At 42.5% G+C, this 16,402-nt stretch carries 19 protein-coding genes; 1 reads left to right on the forward strand and 18 read right to left on the reverse strand.

Features of this window, described 5'->3' with window-relative positions; genetic code table 11:
• Window positions 1–36: 36 nt before the first annotated feature.
• From BB427_RS04050 to BB427_RS04135, 18 genes are all read right to left on the reverse strand, one after another.
• Entirely contained in the window at window positions 37–309 is a 273-nt protein-coding gene (locus tag BB427_RS04050; protein WP_010371716.1) for a RebB family R body protein, read from the reverse strand.
• 537 nt (window positions 310–846) lie between these two features.
• Window positions 847–2,220: an ATP-binding protein gene (locus BB427_RS04055; RefSeq protein ID WP_069019027.1), complete on the reverse strand. Its 1,374-nt coding sequence runs from the start codon at window positions 2,218–2,220 to the stop codon at window positions 847–849.
• Between the two features lie 185 nt (window positions 2,221–2,405).
• Window positions 2,406–3,068, reverse strand: a complete 663-nt coding sequence (locus BB427_RS04060) for a hypothetical protein (protein ID WP_017218634.1) — start codon at window positions 3,066–3,068, stop codon at window positions 2,406–2,408.
• Window positions 3,069–3,271: 203 nt separating this feature from the next.
• Complete coding sequence (locus BB427_RS04065; RefSeq protein ID WP_069019028.1) at window positions 3,272–4,114, reverse strand: glycosyl hydrolase family 18 protein; 843 nt, start codon at window positions 4,112–4,114, stop codon at window positions 3,272–3,274.
• Window positions 4,115–4,331: 217 nt separating this feature from the next.
• Entirely contained in the window at window positions 4,332–5,183 is an 852-nt protein-coding gene (locus BB427_RS04070) for a hypothetical protein (protein ID WP_069019029.1), read from the reverse strand.
• Window positions 5,184–5,352: 169 nt separating this feature from the next.
• On the reverse strand, window positions 5,353–5,832 hold the full coding sequence (locus BB427_RS04075; RefSeq protein ID WP_254663579.1) for an eCIS core domain-containing protein: 480 nt from the start codon (window positions 5,830–5,832) through the stop codon (window positions 5,353–5,355).
• A 160-nt stretch (window positions 5,833–5,992) separates the two neighbouring features.
• Window positions 5,993–6,250: a hypothetical protein gene (locus tag BB427_RS04080; protein ID WP_069019031.1), complete on the reverse strand. Its 258-nt coding sequence runs from the start codon at window positions 6,248–6,250 to the stop codon at window positions 5,993–5,995.
• A 27-nt stretch (window positions 6,251–6,277) separates the two neighbouring features.
• Window positions 6,278–7,687 (reverse strand): hypothetical protein, encoded by a 1,410-nt coding sequence (locus BB427_RS04085; RefSeq protein WP_069019032.1) that lies wholly within the window; start codon window positions 7,685–7,687, stop codon window positions 6,278–6,280.
• Between the two features lie 26 nt (window positions 7,688–7,713).
• The gene (locus tag BB427_RS04090; protein WP_069019033.1) at window positions 7,714–8,181 is read right to left on the reverse strand and encodes a hypothetical protein; all 468 of its coding nucleotides are present in this window, start codon (window positions 8,179–8,181) and stop codon (window positions 7,714–7,716) included.
• Between the two features lie 15 nt (window positions 8,182–8,196).
• Window positions 8,197–9,204: a hypothetical protein gene (locus BB427_RS04095; RefSeq protein ID WP_069019034.1), complete on the reverse strand. Its 1,008-nt coding sequence runs from the start codon at window positions 9,202–9,204 to the stop codon at window positions 8,197–8,199.
• Between the two features lie 39 nt (window positions 9,205–9,243).
• A complete protein-coding gene (locus BB427_RS04100; RefSeq protein ID WP_045962399.1) occupies window positions 9,244–9,603 on the reverse strand; it encodes a hypothetical protein in 360 nt (119 codons plus the stop codon).
• 41 nt (window positions 9,604–9,644) lie between these two features.
• The gene (locus BB427_RS04105; RefSeq protein ID WP_010371690.1) at window positions 9,645–9,980 is read right to left on the reverse strand and encodes a RebB family R body protein; all 336 of its coding nucleotides are present in this window, start codon (window positions 9,978–9,980) and stop codon (window positions 9,645–9,647) included.
• Between the two features lie 16 nt (window positions 9,981–9,996).
• Window positions 9,997–10,188: a RebB family R body protein gene (locus tag BB427_RS04110; protein WP_069019035.1), complete on the reverse strand. Its 192-nt coding sequence runs from the start codon at window positions 10,186–10,188 to the stop codon at window positions 9,997–9,999.
• Between the two features lie 81 nt (window positions 10,189–10,269).
• On the reverse strand, window positions 10,270–10,536 hold the full coding sequence (locus BB427_RS04115) for a RebB family R body protein (protein ID WP_010371682.1): 267 nt from the start codon (window positions 10,534–10,536) through the stop codon (window positions 10,270–10,272).
• Window positions 10,537–10,607: 71 nt separating this feature from the next.
• Complete coding sequence (locus BB427_RS04120; protein ID WP_010371679.1) at window positions 10,608–10,874, reverse strand: RebB family R body protein; 267 nt, start codon at window positions 10,872–10,874, stop codon at window positions 10,608–10,610.
• 138 nt (window positions 10,875–11,012) lie between these two features.
• On the reverse strand, window positions 11,013–11,309 hold the full coding sequence (locus BB427_RS04125; RefSeq protein WP_010371676.1) for a RebB family R body protein: 297 nt from the start codon (window positions 11,307–11,309) through the stop codon (window positions 11,013–11,015).
• Between the two features lie 298 nt (window positions 11,310–11,607).
• On the reverse strand, window positions 11,608–12,828 hold the full coding sequence (locus BB427_RS04130; protein WP_069019036.1) for an AraC family transcriptional regulator: 1,221 nt from the start codon (window positions 12,826–12,828) through the stop codon (window positions 11,608–11,610).
• Between the two features lie 110 nt (window positions 12,829–12,938).
• Window positions 12,939–14,087 carry an AAA family ATPase gene (locus tag BB427_RS04135; RefSeq protein WP_069019037.1) on the reverse strand — a complete coding sequence of 383 codons (1,149 nt, stop codon included), beginning with the start codon at window positions 14,085–14,087 and terminating at the stop codon, window positions 12,939–12,941.
• Window positions 14,088–14,712: 625 nt separating this feature from the next.
• Here BB427_RS04135 and BB427_RS04140 point away from each other — a divergent pair.
• A complete protein-coding gene (locus BB427_RS04140; protein WP_069019038.1) occupies window positions 14,713–16,017 on the forward strand; it encodes an NAD(P)/FAD-dependent oxidoreductase in 1,305 nt (434 codons plus the stop codon).
• The last annotated feature ends 385 nt before the right edge of the window (window positions 16,018–16,402 follow it).

The raw sequence follows: 16,402 nt of genomic DNA on the forward strand, positions 1-16,402 counted from the left end.
AGAAGTGCTGATGGAGCACAGCACTTCACTTTGGTGTTAACTACTTGCAAGGATCTTCTTCGTTGCAATACCTGTAGTTGCTGTGTCTATCGAATAGAGGGTTGTAACACCCATAGTGGTGGCAGCTTGAGCTGTAACAGCCATTTGCTGCTGAGCTGTGGTTGCATTATGAGCTGCGTTTGCAAGCGCTTGTGAAGTTGCTTGGAACAAGTTACCCATTGACATTGCTGGAGCATCACCTAGTACTTTTACGTTTGCTTGGGTGACTGAGTCAGTGATTTGGTCGTTTACAGAAGTTGGAAATGCCATGATTTTTTCCTTAATGGTTAGTTGCTTTTTAGCGTTAATAACTAAAGGATAATGTAGCCCGCTCCGTCACAGATGTTTTGGTTTAACTAATTGTTTTTATGGTAGATTGGACGACTTTAAAATGCGTAATATTTAACAGTGTTTGGTGGTTTTTACGCATTGCGGCTGTACAACTGAGCTAAGGGAGTACTGACGGTGTAAAAATAACCCCATCATGAGAGCTCCATACTTTTCTCGCAATGGGGTTAGTCATTAGCTATGCCTGTCCATCAAACAGGTTTAAATTACAACCCGTTTATCAGCTAAGGAATGCTTTATTCGTTGTCAGCTTTTGATTCACAGCGAACTTGCCTCTTAGCTAAGTCACCTGCTGACTAAACCGTATTGATAAAGTGGGCATAAATTGACATTTCCAACTGAGTTGGCATTTTTAACTATATCGCGGGCCGCTTTTACCAACTTGGTAGAAGTTATGATGTTTGCAAATTGTGAGTTTAACCAGTCTATGAAAAAGTAAAAGGTGTGAGTGTGATGAGATCACCACCTAAGTTGAGTTTGATAGTTAGAAAGTCGACTTATGCCCTCACGTATATCCGTCATGGTTATTTCTGTGCGTGCTTCGCTGAGTAATCTTAATGATACAAAGCGTAATACATTGATAATATCGGCTCCACTCAGTGGATATTGCTCTGCAAGTTTGTTTAAACATATATTGCTTGATAGGCGAGATTGGTGGCAAAGTCCGCTTTGCCAAATTTCTAGTCGCTGTGCAGCCTTTGGCGCTTGAAACTGGACAATCGATTCAAATCGGCGAAAAAACGCGTCGTCGATATTATCTTTATAGTTTGACGCTAAGATCACCACACCGCTAAAGCTTTCAATACGCTGCAGCAGATAGGCGACATTTTGATTAGCAAACTGATCGTTAGAAGAGCTGGTTTTTAAGCGCTTAGTGAAAAGCGCGTCCGCTTCGTCAAAGAAAAGTATCCAGTCACGATGCTCTGCAAGGCTAAACAGCTGTTCAAGGTTTTTCTCTGTTTCTCCAATATACTTTGAGGTGATCAGCGATAAATCGACCTTATAGACTAATTTATCTAGTATTTTTCCAAGTGCGCTCGCCGTTAGGGTTTTTCCTGTTCCAGGGGGGCCGTAAAACAGTGCACGGTAACCGGGGCGGAGTTGTTTACCAATTTTCCATTGCGTTTGTAATGTCTTGCCATATTGAACCCAAGTAATAATTTCGTTTAACTGATGACGAGTGGTATCTGGTAGCTTTACATCATCCCATTCAAGCGCTGTGTTTACTTGGGTTGCAGGAAACTGATGACTTGTTTCTGGCCGATATGGCTCTGCAGTCGTGAACATTTGTATAAACTCGGGTTTAAGAACCAAGGGGATGTTTAATCGTGATATACCCTCAGATTCTCTATGACTGTCCACCATAAGGTTAAATAATTGGCTTGAATGGATCGTTTGAAGGACATCAAACTCCGTGTTGAGATTATTTCCGTCAAGAATGAATGCCGCTGTGATCCCCGTTGTGAATATCAGCCCTTGAGATTCTTGTATACCAAACTCACTAAAAGGGCGGTTTGTTTGTTCGTTGATTGACAGGAAAATGTCGAGTACAGGGGCTTTGATAACCGGAACAAATGCTAGAATAATTAATAATCTTTCAATCAGGTTTGGCTTGCTGCGGGTAATAAAGTCCGCAAATTGAGAGTCTGAGTTATCTAGCGTAGGTGGCAGTGGAAATTCTTGTTCAGTATTATCGAGTGACTGTCCAAAGTAATGTGACACACGATATTGAATAGCACGCTGCAGCCAGTCGCACTCTTGTTCTACGTCTTTGGCATTTAAAGCCGCTTTGGAGGGAGTTTGAGCTAAAGGCTCAAAGTTAGATTGCCACATTTTACTTCCTTATTTTTTAAATAAGCGTTCCACAGTGTAGTTTGTGCGGCTGCGAATGTGATTGGCAACTTTAGGGATTATGTTGGTATAACAGACTAATTGCTGCAGGTTTTTTTATTTAAGAGGTGGTTGGTTACGTAAAAGAGCAGGCGAGTTGGTTATCCTGCTCAGTCTTTACATAAAGCTCATTGAAGTGCCCAGTAAATTGGGTAAGTACCTGAGTTTTCGCCAATCATAATTGTGCGTATTGTAGTGCCACTGTTTGATTCTTCAAATGGAGTATAGGTTGATTCAAGTACACGGCCGTTAGTTTGCTGCTGTAGCTGAACCTCATCGCCTAAAATACCTATTGAATAACCTGATTGAAATATATAGTGTTCAATTTCTTGTATTTGGTCAGATTTAGCACCATTGTCATTGTCTTTTAGCTGTAGCCAGACTGTCGTACCGATAGGAATAGAGGCGCTATTTAACAGGTCAAGAACGTTGTTAGCTATATCAAGAGGATTGTTATTGGTGTTATTGATAGAAGACACGTTGAGGATAAACATCGGCATCAATGCCAGCGCGTATCCGTGCTTGTCACTGGTGCCCGTTATTCTGTCGGTTTCTTGAGCCGTTAGCGCAACATCCCACTCATTGTCCTGTGTGTTAAGGTTGCGCATACAAAAGCTATAACCTTCGCCTTTATATTTGTCTGCGACACTTGGCTTCATGGTACCGTTATAAATAAAGCCTTTTGCACCTGGGTGGGCAACACTGGAGTAGGCCAGATTAGGATCTGGCATATTCGTTACTCTGACATAACTTGGATCGTCTTTTGAACCTAAAGGTTTTTTGGCGTTCATAATCTCGTCTCACTTAATGCGTTTAATTAATTCAGGGTGAAAGCAACCAAATAGATAAATTGGTTGAATTAACTATAAGAGAGGCTGATTTTACCAACTTGGTAAAAGTTATTTTTCGGTTGGTATATTTTACTTTATCGCTTTTATTGGGGTGAATGTAGGAAGATAGGCCGACAAAGGCGGCCAAAGAATAGAAGCAAAATTCAGTTTTTAAGTGCATTTTTGATGGTTTTAATCCAATCGCCATTTGCGTCATTTGAAAACTGCCAATTCATAATACCACCCAGTTCAGTGGTGTTTTGAATGGGGTCAATAACCGCTTGAATAATAGTCCCTGCCGGCATGTATCCAGAGCCTGCATCGTGTGCTGTCACTGGGAATCCTGCAATAATTTTCTTCGCAGACATATTCGGTAGCTTGATATAGTCCATATAGGAACTAACGATTTGATCTGGGCATGCGCTCCAAGGTGGATTGTTGTAAAACTGAACGTTTAACCAGTCAATATCCTCTCCAACTTGTTCGACTATTTTAAGATAACCTGCCATGTAACCACCATGCTCTAGGTAAGGAGGTTGCGGGGCGTGGGAAATACAGTAGCGGGGTGAGGGCAGTTGTTTTCTCAGAGCCCGTGTTAAAGATATGAGAAACTGTACGCCGTCATAACTTGCATTCGCGATAAATGCAGCACTATCTTCATAATCGATATCAATGCCGTCCAGATGGTTATTTTTAACAAAGTCCGCCAAGGAATCAGCCAGCCTGTCTGGATCTTGGGATAACGAGTAATATACGTTGTGATCCATATCGCCACCACCAAATGAGATCAATACTCTTTGCCCATTTTGCTGCATGGTTTGTATCGATTCTACCGTTTGAGCTGTGAAGCTGGTCTCTGTGGCAGCAATTGCACCGCTTAAAATTAGCTTAAACGGATTGTTTGAAGCCGAAGATAAAAACGCCAAGTTTACTACATCGTAAGGAAGCTCACCGGCATTGGCCAAAGGAATAGCACCTGAATTATAGTAGGTAATGGTTTTAGACATCATTGTTCCTTATATATGAGAGTACTAAAATAAGAGAGAAATATTACTGGCAGACTATTATCTTAGCCCAGCTACTGTAATGGATCATATTTGGATGATAAGCCGTTAGACATAGCGTTTTAGAAAACGGTAGGCGAATCGATCTGAGCGTCGAAAAGGTTAACTAGTGTTCGCCAACCTTTTCGACTGTCTGTGATGTTGAAAATGACCTTTCTACTCAATCATTTATTGGACTAAGATCTGATAGGCTCCAAGCCGTTCCGTGGAAGTTTGCAACTTGTACCGGACCGGTGTTATCTGCATGAGTGGCTATAGGCACTGGGAACATTTGACCTATCCATGCAGATACTCGATTTCCTGGTAATTGATAATAGTTAATTGTTACCTTAGCAACATTTGTTACTTGAGAGCGCCTTTCAGCGCCAATGTTTGGCCTATTGGAGGTCACGCCAACTTCGTAGTTACCAGTGATTGGATTCGAGTAGGTAATGAAGAACATTGATCTGCTAAGACCTGGTATCACAGCACGAAACGGAGGAGGGGTATCATTCCAAACTACATTAAGACCAACTGCATTTGCTGCAGTATTGAATTGTTCTCTAGCTTCATTTCTTACATGAGCTTCCCAGCTAGAGGATGCAAAGCGACTGCTATGTTGCTGTCTTCTAATATTTCCTACGGCACCTGTGAGAGTGTTCATCATTGCACTCATACCTCTGGGGCCTCCGGGATTTGCGTAATGTCTATTTCTGATATTTTGTAGCGAGTTTTGAGCACCATGCACAGAAGTAGAGTGATAAGCTTGATTATTTCGTTCAAAGTTTTCGTTCTTGTTTTGAGCTATCCAATTCAGCGGATTATAACTTGAGCGACGGAGATATAGCCCATCTTTCTCATCTTCAGTTAGATTACCAGTGAGATAATCATAGAGCCCCACTTTTTGGATCACTGCAGCTGCTTTAGCATCTAAATTCTCCTTACTCTTTTTTAACGAACTATTTTCTGTGGCGGTATAATTGCAATCTAATATACCGTTATGCCCTTTTGATTTTTTCAATTGTGCATACATGAGCCTAATTTCTCCGATTCTCATTTGTGATTGTGAGAGGTAATTTTCAATCCAGATAACAGCTGGTTTTCTGAAAATGAGTTTTGCCGAATTACCTATTTTCAGTATGGAATTTAAAATAAACCCACTAATTTAATAAATAGGTTTAGGTCAATTTTAATCCCTTACTTTAAATTGGGAGTGAAAGGGAGCTGACTTTTATGTTTACCGGAAAATCGTCCCTACATTTTTTCATCTGCTCACCTAAATATAATGCCAATTTTCCCCAGTCCGTTGCTTGCTGCTCCAGAGTGGGGTCGTCATTTACAGCGATGCCATTTACCTCTGTGGTGGGCTTTACTATCCCCAGCGCTTGTTGAACAACATGACCAAGCTCGTGGGGAAGGTGTTTCTCTTGACCTGGGGCCAAGTAAATATCCTTACCCTGAGCATATGCATGGGCTTGTACTTGCGAAGGTTTTGACGAGTTGTAGTGCACTCGCACATTAGCCAAATTAACACCAGATAGTTTTTCCATGCCACGTCTGAGGCGTATTGGTAAAGCGCAGCTCTGAAGAGGAACGTTTTTTGCTCTTCGCTGACGTGCGGGGTTCTGCTTTACCGTTCCGGTAATGTGGCGCTGTTTGGTCGTGAGTTGATAAAATGTCATCGTGTTGTTTCGTGCTTGCTGGATACTTTTACTATAGGCATGGTATAGCGGTAACGATTGGTAAAAAGTCTGGAGTCGTTGGTATTTATTCGTAAGGTTACTGCAAACTGAAAGGAGGTATTCATGAAAAATACCCGACTGAGCCGGGTATTTGTGACTTTTATTCAGTAGTTTCAACAGCTCGGGTTGCTTGTTGCTCTGCTTCATCTGGGGTTGAGGTGGCAGGGGCATCAAACGCTTGCTGATAGACACTTTGATCTGCTGCGACGACGGCGTTGTTAGCGACATTTTCAGCCTCAGAAGGCGTTGCCGTCGCATAGCCTGTGGACTGAGCTGCCGTGGCGACCTCAGCATGTGATACTGCTTGCATTGCTTGTTGTTCTGCACTGAGAACGGATTGTTCATTTTGAGTGGTCATGATGGAATATCCTTACTAATGGTTAATTTATGCACTGTGCAGTGCTTCGAATGGGCCTTCAACCCAAACATCGTTATGAGTAAACAAATTGATGAGCTCTAGCGGCCGCGAGTCAGCTAGTTCAGATAAAGAAGTTTCCCAAATATTGCGTTGGGAGCGCACTTTGATGAGCTTATGCTTGTCCTGTTTCCAGTTTACTGGCAGAAATACACATCTTTCTTTGGCCTTTTGACCGTAGAGTCTATCGTTGGCGGAAAGGAAAACTAAGTTCCGTTTGTGGTTATCCGCAAGGTTAGACTCTTCCACGCAATAGCGTAATGACGCTCGAAACCAGTTTGGAAATGGCAAACTGGATGGCTGGTTTTGAGGAGTCGTGGTATTGTCTGCGGTTGTTTGAGGACTCTGTTGGTTATGCCAAGTGTGTAGTGCATCTATAGCCAAACTTCGGTATTGCAAAAGCGGGAGCGAGTCAATAAAGGCTGGCAAATCGTCATTTTTACTTAACTTAAAGCGTTCATAAGCAAAATGTAATTGGCCAATTGCGTTCAGACGTGAAATAACCAGCTCTGAGCGGTTTAAACCAAGTATTTCAATCGTAGTTTGACCTTTGGTTAATTGTATTGCGCTATCCTTGTCTAATGACTGAAGCCATCTCGTAAACGCAGGCGATTCCATCAAGTCGTGTGACTCTTTAAGTAATTCGGGCTGTGACCAAACAAGCTGCTCGGCTTCACGGTGACTGATAGATTTGCTGTCCATCAAAAAAGTAGACAAAACATCAAAGGCATAGGCTCGACCTGATTGAGGGTCAAAGCGGACAAATTGTCTCGGATCTTCTAGGTAAGGGCAGACTAGTAAGGGCTGCTCTTGTTCGATATTAATCAGTGGCGCACGTTTGCCAACAAGTGGAAATTGACCGCCTTTATATTGCTCGTGACAAGCATTACAGACAAAAAGTAGGTTGTTTTGATCATATGCCAATGAAAAGTACGGCGAACAGGTCGCCACTACGCCTAAATGTGTTGAAACCGGTCTTTCCAGTAACTCAACAGGCCTGAAGTGGCCAACTTCACCGGAGTTTGTCGCTAATAAATAGCTTTCGCAATAGGCACAGCAGCCATTACTGAGTTGTTGCAAGTGAGCTTTCAAATGATCGGATGCAAATAGCGCTGTATCAAAAGCGGCATAGTTAAACCCCACATTAACCAAGTCTTCTGTTAAGCCCGTCAGCCTGAGCGTGATAAATACGAGGTTATCTACTAAGTCAGGAGCGTAGCCCTCGCTTACAAGCTGCTTTCTATCTTCAATTGTCAGCGTATGATATTTAGGCGCGTCTACCAGACGCGCCATGAGTGCTTGCATCTGTTTATTTGCTGCTGCAATTTTTACGTCTTCGTCTGGTAACCAGGCTATAGGTTTACAATCTATCTGGATCATTGTGGTCAGGCTCCCTGCAACTTGTTTTATTCGCCTTGCGTGTCAGCACTGCGCTGCATTACATCATGTTGAAAGACTTGATTTTGATGCATTAGCTGCTTTTCCATGTTTTTTAGCGTTTCTTCCATCGCTTGTTGTGCGGCCTCAGCACTTTGGCGAGCTGCGACTTCCTGCTCCGTATATACTTGCTCTATCTGTGCTTGTTGGTCTTCTAATTGTGTTACTTGAGCTTGCAGTAATGTATCTTGGTAGGGCGTTTCGTGAGCGTCAGATTGGTTTATCTGGGTCTCATTCTCGAGCGCATTATGAATGCTGGCGAGGTGTTGACGAGACTGTTCAATTAGCTGTGAAGATTGCTGTAATGACATATCTATTGTGTGTTGTGCGCGGTTAAGCATGGTATCAATGTCGGCTAAAATGCTATTCATTTGTTTCGGCATAACAGCATGAGAAAGTTCACCAAGCGCTGTAACCTTTTGATTTTTAGTATTCATTGTTCAGTCCTCTTATTATGCAACCAGCGGCCAGTGAGTTTGCACACTCAGGCAGCCTTGGCTATCAACATCAAGCAACGCTTCACTGTGATATAGGTCATATAAATAGTGCCGGCACTGGCCGGCCTGACAGATATAGCTGTCTTTTGCTAATGAGTTGATTAGCGTATGTTGAAGCGTTTCAAGATAGTCATTTGCAGCTTGCACTAAATCGCCCTTACCTAGGTCTATGTTAAGCACGATATTAAGCAAGCCTGCGCTGAAACTACTAAAGCCCAGATATTTTCCACTTTCATGCCATTGCTTAATCGCATTGTGTAGATCAATAGCTTGAAGTTCGTAGGTGACCATAGGAGAATCTAAGTTGGCATTAACCACCGGAGAGAGGGTAGTAATTGCGTCATTTAGCGCACTAATAGGACTTGGTGAGCGCTTTTTCCACTCAAGGTAAATACATAAATATCGAGCAAATTCACTTAGATTTTGTGCCTGCTGAGTTGCCCATTGGCAAGCTGGGATAACGGTTTGATTTGATAGTTCATAGCAACGCTCACAATAACAAATAACATGGTATAAGTTGAGTTGATCCTTAAATGAGGCGCTCCAACCCAGAGCATGGTAACTCAAGTTATAACGGCGATAAAATAGTGCAATTTTGTTCAGAATCGTACTATCTAACAGATGATATTTGGTTAATAGATCAGCTAAAATTGCTTTGCCTTTTTCAGAGTCTCGATTGCTCAAGGTCGCGAGGTCTCTGAGATCATTAGTAGTCAACTCGAGTAGTTTTTTCACATCGATTGAAATGGGAATATGATGTAAGTAGATCAACGTTGAATTCATCAATCCCAAGTAAAGCTGCTCGATAAATTGCGCTTCTGATGAAAAGCGCATTATCTCGCTCTGTTGTATGAGGGCGTTGACACTCTCTTTTCCCTGATTTAAAAATTGGATCAAGGTTTGCGTTTTGTCGGAAAATTGCGCCAACTGCTCAATTTCTATGTTATTCACTACGATCGTCATGCTTGCCTCCCGTGCTAGCGTCAGTGACGTGAGCCCCCATTAGCTTCCACCACTTGGAAAGTTATTGAGTAGATCACTGGCAGAACTACCGACATCGCCAAAGTTTTTCGTACCGTTTTCAACCATCTTGTTAGCCGCTTCGATGATACTGTTGTATTCTTCGATCTTACCAGTTGCCAGCATTTGTGAAATCGCAACCCCCATTGCGGTAGTCGCCATGGTATTGATATTTCTTAGGTTGTCGGTTGCATCTTGAATTGCAATTGCCGTTGATTGAGAAACTGACTGATAAGCCTTACCGGCACCAGAGAGTTTATTTAGCTCGCCGCTTAAGCTGGCATTTTTGATGATATCAAGCGTCGCTTGTGTTGATGGCCCGACATTTGTTAACTCATTCATATGCTTTGCCTCAGTTAATTTAAGTTATGTTGGGTTTACCTCTAAGTGCTTTTTTTGCTATCAGGGTCGAGGTATTGGTGCAGGAGTTTTTGTACTACCTCTTCAATTTTGCTTAGATCCAGTTGTTCTTCAGGCGCTTTGGGCTTTTCTGGTTTGGGCGGTGATTGCTGTAGCATTTTTGCACAGCTCGCTGCCGCAGCAGCAGAGGCCGAAGTTTGCGCGTTTTGCTGTGCTGTGACGGCGTTATACATCGACATCCCCATAGTTTCGGTTGCTGCAATATTGAGCATGCCCATAGATTGCATTGGAGCAGAGCCCGTCAATAGGGTATTAACTTGATTCACTGAATCAGAGATTTGGTCGTTTACTGTACTCATTTTGCTAATTCCTTTCTTATCCTGGTTTAACGGAAGCTACGCCAGAGCTGATAATGAGTGCACAGCACTGTGCGACACTTGCACTGGATATCATCTGACCTCGAGCTTCGTTCTGCACGGCGTTCTCCATCAATAAAGAGATAGAGTTTACCATCGTGATGGCGGCTACACCGAGCGAAAAAGTGTGTGCTTCGACAAGGGGTAACATGGTATTTCTCCAATTGAGCAGCACTTAAGTCTTTGTGAGTAAAGTCGTACTGATGTTGGATCCATCAGTACGACTTAGCACTTAACGGTAGACTTTAGTGATGCCTTCCGCCGTAGTTGCCGTATTGATACTCATTAGGGTATCTACGCCTTGCACCAATGCGGCTTGAGCTGTCACATTGTTATTTTGCTGTCCAGTTGTTGCATTGTGTGCAGCGTTTGAGAGTGCTTGGCTTGTAGCAATCATAAAGTTACCAGTTGCTACAGCAGGTGCGTCACCGAGTACTTTCGTATTCACTTGTGAGACTGAGTCAGTGATCTGACTGTTTACAGCTGTTGGAAATGCCATAACTATCTTCCTTTTAAAGTATTAAATATCTAGGCGTTAAAGCCCGTTAGTTTGTGACTGAACCGAGTACGTTATGCAAAAATCTTACTTGTCGCGATGCCAGTCGTTGCAGTGTCAATGGAGTAAAGTAAATTTACGCCCATTGTTGTTACTGCTTGCGCAGTAATATTTGCCTGTTGTTGTGCGGCCGTTGCGTTGTGAGCCGCGTTCGCCAATGCCTGAGAAGTTGCCTGAAAGAGGTTTCCCATTGCGATAGAAGGCGCATCGCCTAGCACCTGTACATTGGCTTGTGTAACAGAGTCTGTAATTTGACTATTTACAGCGGTTGGAAAAGCCATAGTGTTATCCTTATTGTCGTTAACAAGTTCAGCCTAAATATCGTTAGCTGTGTTTGTAGGTATCTCACATTCCCAGATAAGCGTTTTCGTTGAGTCGCGGCTGTGCGCGATGTTGAACAAGTATCGGGGAGCCGAGAATTAACCTAATCCAGCAACCGGCTGTTTTTGAGGTTGAAGAATACTTTTTGTTGCAATACCTGTGGTTGCGGTGTCAATAGAATATAAAGTGGTCACCCCCATCGTTGTTGCCGCTTGCGCTGTCATTGCAGCTTGTTGTTGAGCTGATGTCGCATTGTGTGCCGCGTTAGCTAATGCCTGAGAGGTAGCTTGAAATAAGTTACCCATAGACATCGCTGGAGCGTCGCCTAATACCTTTACGTTTGCCTGAGTGACCGAGTCGGTAATTTGATCGTTTACTGCTGTTGGAAATGCCATAATTCCACCTTTTTAGCTTTAAGTTTGACGAAAAAAAATATGAGTGGTGCTTAGGTCTAACAAGCTAGATGGAGCTCCTAAACACTGAGGTTAGTATAGAAAACGCAGTAGGGTTAGAATTGGCAGTACTTCGCATAATTGTTGGTATAACTCAGGAACTACTTGGTAGATTTATCTGAATCACCAGAGGTGAAATACCAAAAATTGAATCTGGTCACTAAGAAATATTCTAACCGTTGCTACAGCTAACTAAGTGCTGAACACGAGAGATGCATTCAGCATACGGTTGTACCGTTATTCAGTGTTTTGTACGGTGATCTCGGTAGGCACCAGGACTGACGCCAACGACGGACTTAAACTTTCTAACAAAAAAGCTCAGATCGGAGAAGCCGACATCGTCACATACTTCAGTCACTTGACTGTAAGGGTCTTCACGCAAAAGCGTCATTGCTGTCTTGATCCTTATTCGTAGCAAAGTTTGTTTAAATGACTGTCCAACATAACGTTTGAATAAGAACGAGAGATGAGAAGGGCTGACGCACGCATAATTGGCCACCTCGCTTAGGCTCAATGGCTTCTTAAAATTGTCATCAATATATTGCAGCGCTCTTGCTAAAGCGGGATGAGGTTTGTTGACAGGCCTAAGCGGTGATAACGGAGTAAAGTCGACCCCCTCACGACTATCTGAAAGGGTGTAACTGTGTTCATCATCGCAGGATATCAGTGTTTGCATGGTTTGGGTGAAATCGCATTCAGCTTGTTTTAGTGGGATAAGATTACCCTTAGTTGGCACGGGCTTATTTTCCATTGCGGGGAATAGAGTCAACAGAGCCTGTTTAGTGATTTCTGGTTGCTCACATAAGAACGTCAGTTTGTCTAAACAACGTTTGAGCTGTTTTACGTTATGTGGCCAATCATAACTGGTTAAGACTTCTAGCGCAGGTCCTTGAAATTGCAGTTTGGCGAGATGTTTACAAGTATGTTTGTAGTGGTTTATTAAGGCAATGATGTCTTCTTTACGGTTGTAAAGAGGAGGTATGGGTAGCTCAAGACAATGATAATGCAACCAACTCAAAAAGGAGTTGGACTGCATCTGTGTGTCTGCAGAGGTTTGTTTTTCCGCGCTAGTTGAGGTGATTAATCGTGGCGCGGGAGACTGCGGGGAAAGGGTGAGCCAGTAGTCTTTGATTGACTCGGCCTGCACTTGGGTCAGTGCGTCGACATTTTTGAGGTAAATGGTACCGCTTTGAGCTCGGTTGACAAGCTCTTCTAATAGAGTTGCTGCGCATTGACCTTGCCAATGGTTTACACACGATACAATCATATCTTCAGAATGCGATTTACTCAGCTCATGAATATGGCAAGCGGCTAAATGCTTCCCAGAACCGGGTTGACCAACAATATGTATGGGTAAATCACATTGTGCTAAATGCTGAATTTGCTGCTTTAGTTTGAAAAGTACATCACTACTGCCAATCCAAGGTTGGGCTGAAGGTGTTAATTTTACGAGTGTGGACATGGTGTTTCCTTATTTCTCATGTTGCAGAAAACATGCGCATTCGAGGTTCATTTGAATGGCATGTTATGGGGCTAAGGAAACGATATGGATATTTCGACTCAGATATTGGCTCAGATACGGGTCACTTGGTTTTGTGTATTAGATTGATGGTGTTTATACCAATCCAGTTCTAAGTCGATTGCGTGACTTCTCAGAGATTCCCATACGAGAGGGTGCACAAAACTGAAGTGTTCAGCGTCTTGGGTTATCAATCCACTGCTCAACATTTTGTGTAACACACACAAGGGAGCACGGATTTTTTTATGTTCATTAAATTGGTGAAGTTGTTGCGTATCGAAGTGTTGTCCAATTCGCGCTGCAAACTTAAGGGTATTTACAACTTCACATGGCATCGAGTTGAGGTAGTGTTGAGTGAGTTGCTTTAGGGTTTCAGGAAGTTCTGACTGGGGATGGGTGACACAAAGTAGTTGAATTAAAAATAATGGGTTACCACATGCCCGTTTTAAGGCAATTGCGGTTCTATGTTGATGTTTGCACGGAAGCATATCTCGGCTCAATAATGTGTGATGTGCTAGTTGCTGCATCGAACTGATATCTAGTGGCTTTAGATAGATAATATGTGCAGAGGAGAGCCATTTGGGAGGATGAGTAAAAGCATTTTTTTTCTGGGCAGACAGGATAAACAAAATACCAAAATGACATTGGACTTGTGTAAGTATGCTCAAAAAATATCTGCTTTGCTCGCTAAGAGTGTGTGCATCGTCTATCAAGATCGCTTGCACTTTTTTGTGATTGAGATATTTCAGTAAATCACTGACTACGGTTCTATCAAGCAACCTTAAGCGCTCGTCTGAGAATTGACGAAGCGCCTGCTTGTGCGCAGAATTCAAAGGCAAGTCCGCCCATTGACGCATACGAATTGCGCTCAGCGGTGTGCTAGAAACGAGGTCTATTTGATGGTCTAACTCTACTTCACTATGTGCCTTAACAAGCAACAATGAGCGAACAAAATTGGCAACAAAAAAGTGAGGGTTGTTGTGATTTAAGCAGGAGTTTGTACTAAGTAGGAGGTAATTTTTCTCCGCTCTCTTTAAGTGGCAAATAAAGGAATTGAGTAGCGCGCTTTTACCTATTCCTGTCATACCCAGTAGTAAGATGGTTTGAGCGCAAGGTAACGCCACCGCTCTACTAAAAATGATATGTAATTGATTAAGCTCCCATTCTCTTCCATATAATGGAGTGGGCTCGTCTTTCAACAAATAGCTATATAGCCATAAAGGAGACTCTGCTTGATCGATTAATGTATCAATACTGACCTGGAAGTACTTTGCTAAATTTTGAATAGTTCTGCAGAGTACTCGATTACCAGATTCTGCTCGTTTTATTGTGGAAACCGATACTGGGAAGCGTTGGTTTGTGCAGTTTTCAGCAAGCTTCTCTCTACTTAGGGCTTTTTTTTCTCAGCATTAGTAACGTTGTTTTATTCACCGCAATTCTACCTTGGTTAGGTGTAGTCATTATTCAGATCCTTGTCGTTATGTTATTGATACATCATTATTGTTGCCAGTTGTGTTTGTTGTTAATAATTTATTTATATTATCGCTTTATTTCTATTACAAGGTATTACAGCGTTTAATTTATTGTTTGGTAAATTTTAAGGAGGGAAGCTTTGGGTTTGGTATGTTATGGAAAAAGTGAGGGTTGAGAGTCAACGCTATATAACGGCTAGCACTATGTAGTGACTAAGTATTACTGACAAACAGACTAAAAAAGCGCATAATTGAAGGCGTTGCCAGATAAGGTATTTCATGATGGATTTGAAATACCTAAGTGCTTTTCCAAGACCCTAGAGTACTTAAGTATTATACTTTTAAGGGCAACATGATGAATATGCAACTTCCTAAAATCGTGATAGTCGGTGGTGGTGCTGGTGGCTTAGAGTTGGCAACACAGCTAGGACATAAACTCGGGAAAAAACGCCAAGCAGAAATCTTATTAATTGATAAAAATCGCAGTCATATTTGGAAACCATTGCTTCATGAGGTCGCGACAGGGTCTATAGACGCTGACTTAGATGGAGTGGTTTATTCTGCTCATGCAGCAAAGCATTATTATCAGTTTCAACTCGGCAGTTTTAGCCACGTAGACTCAACCAATAACACCATCACGCTGAGCGAGCTAAAAGACGAACTCGGTCATCGTATTCTCCCAAAGCGACAAGTCAGCTATGACTATTTAGTGCTTGCCATTGGTAGTATTAGCAATGATTTTAATACGCCGGGGGTCAAGGAGCATTGCTTCTTTCTCGATTCAAATCAGCAAGCTGAGCGATTTCAGCATGCACTCCTCGATAACTTTACACGCTTACACCAAGACGATGACCCGAAGCACTCGTTAACCATTGGCATTGTTGGTGGTGGCGCTACTGGCGTTGAGCTTTCTGCTGAGCTGTATCATGTATCAGACATGTTGAAAATGTACGGGCTGAGTAAAATGACAGCCAAACGCCTTCGTATTGATTTAATAGAAGCAGGTCCTCGAATATTACCTGCATTACCTGAGCGTATTGCTAATTCAGCCAAACGGGAGCTTGTGAAGCTCGGTGTCACGGTGCGAGAAGGCACCCAGGTAAAGCAGGCAACTGAAGACAGTTTTATTACTAAAGAAGATGAACAGCTAAAGGCAGACATCAAGGTGTGGGCTGCGGGGGTAAAAGCTCCTGACTTTATTAAAGATATTGGGCTGTTCGAGCTTACTCGCAATAATCAAATTAAGGTAAATCAATACTTACAAAGCAGTGTAGATGAGCATATTTATGTCATCGGTGATTGCTGCGCGTTTACCCAAGCTGATGGTACTCAAGTGCCGCCGCGTGCTCAGTCCGCCCATCAAATGGCGCAATGTGTAGAGAAAAATCTAATCGCCACACTAAAAAATCAACCTTTACAAGAGTTTACCTATAGTGATCACGGCTCTTTAGTGAATTTATCTCGTTATAGCACCGTTGGTAGTTTAATGGGGAACCTAACCAGCAATAGCTTTTTTATTGAAGGCAAGATAGCGCGATTCATGTACATCTCATTGTATAGAATGCATCAGCGCGCAATCCATGGTATCGCAAAAACCTTTGCACTATGGATAAGCGAAAAGGTGCTAAGAGTGGTGCGGCCAAAAATGAAACTGCACTAAGTTAACCTGAACTTCAGATAATTAATGCCTTTCTAGCAGCCAGTTTTAGCGCTAGCTGCGTTGAATACACGTCCAATAACCAGCTATTGGTGCGTAAATACGCTTTGCCTACAGGATGTAGGTACCAGCGTGATAACAGGGCGCGAGAGCAGAGTTATCCCCAAAACTCTCTGGCTAAGTGAAGCAATTTTTAGCATTTCAAAAGCCGATGAAATTCGGCCTTTTGCTTTGTTGGCTTTGCTGTTTGAATATCAACTATTAAGTGACTGTCCACGATAACAGCCATGTAATCACGTCATAACTTACTCAATTTGTGTGCCTGTCCACGAAAAGGTCAGATAACCAATGAAAGCTTGATGTAGATTAGTGATTAATCATTTCCTCT

Source organism: Pseudoalteromonas sp. BMB, assembly GCF_001709235.1.
Lineage (GTDB): Bacteria > Pseudomonadota > Gammaproteobacteria > Enterobacterales > Alteromonadaceae > Pseudoalteromonas > Pseudoalteromonas maricaloris.

Bases quoted from the DNA above. Each gene is read 5' to 3' on its own strand.
- BB427_RS04050 (WP_010371716.1), bottom strand. From the start codon at position 309: ATGGCATTTCCAACTTCTGTAAACGACCAAATCACTGACTCAGTCACC.
- BB427_RS04055 (WP_069019027.1), bottom strand. From the start codon at position 2,220: ATGTGGCAATCTAACTTTGAGCCTTTAGCTCAAACTCCCTCCAAAGCG.
- BB427_RS04060 (WP_017218634.1), bottom strand. From the start codon at position 3,068: ATGAACGCCAAAAAACCTTTAGGTTCAAAAGACGATCCAAGTTATGTC.
- BB427_RS04065 (WP_069019028.1), bottom strand. From the start codon at position 4,114: ATGTCTAAAACCATTACCTACTATAATTCAGGTGCTATTCCTTTGGCC.
- BB427_RS04070 (WP_069019029.1), bottom strand. From the start codon at position 5,183: ATGTATGCACAATTGAAAAAATCAAAAGGGCATAACGGTATATTAGAT.
- BB427_RS04075 (WP_254663579.1), bottom strand. From the start codon at position 5,832: ATGACATTTTATCAACTCACGACCAAACAGCGCCACATTACCGGAACG.
- BB427_RS04080 (WP_069019031.1), bottom strand. From the start codon at position 6,250: ATGACCACTCAAAATGAACAATCCGTTCTCAGTGCAGAACAACAAGCA.
- BB427_RS04085 (WP_069019032.1), bottom strand. From the start codon at position 7,687: ATGATCCAGATAGATTGTAAACCTATAGCCTGGTTACCAGACGAAGAC.
- BB427_RS04090 (WP_069019033.1), bottom strand. From the start codon at position 8,181: ATGAATACTAAAAATCAAAAGGTTACAGCGCTTGGTGAACTTTCTCAT.
- BB427_RS04095 (WP_069019034.1), bottom strand. From the start codon at position 9,204: ATGACGATCGTAGTGAATAACATAGAAATTGAGCAGTTGGCGCAATTT.
- BB427_RS04100 (WP_045962399.1), bottom strand. From the start codon at position 9,603: ATGAATGAGTTAACAAATGTCGGGCCATCAACACAAGCGACGCTTGAT.
- BB427_RS04105 (WP_010371690.1), bottom strand. From the start codon at position 9,980: ATGAGTACAGTAAACGACCAAATCTCTGATTCAGTGAATCAAGTTAAT.
- BB427_RS04110 (WP_069019035.1), bottom strand. From the start codon at position 10,188: ATGTTACCCCTTGTCGAAGCACACACTTTTTCGCTCGGTGTAGCCGCC.
- BB427_RS04115 (WP_010371682.1), bottom strand. From the start codon at position 10,536: ATGGCATTTCCAACAGCTGTAAACAGTCAGATCACTGACTCAGTCTCA.
- BB427_RS04120 (WP_010371679.1), bottom strand. From the start codon at position 10,874: ATGGCTTTTCCAACCGCTGTAAATAGTCAAATTACAGACTCTGTTACA.
- BB427_RS04125 (WP_010371676.1), bottom strand. From the start codon at position 11,309: ATGGCATTTCCAACAGCAGTAAACGATCAAATTACCGACTCGGTCACT.
- BB427_RS04130 (WP_069019036.1), bottom strand. From the start codon at position 12,828: ATGTCCACACTCGTAAAATTAACACCTTCAGCCCAACCTTGGATTGGC.
- BB427_RS04140 (WP_069019038.1), top strand. From the start codon at position 14,713: ATGAATATGCAACTTCCTAAAATCGTGATAGTCGGTGGTGGTGCTGGT.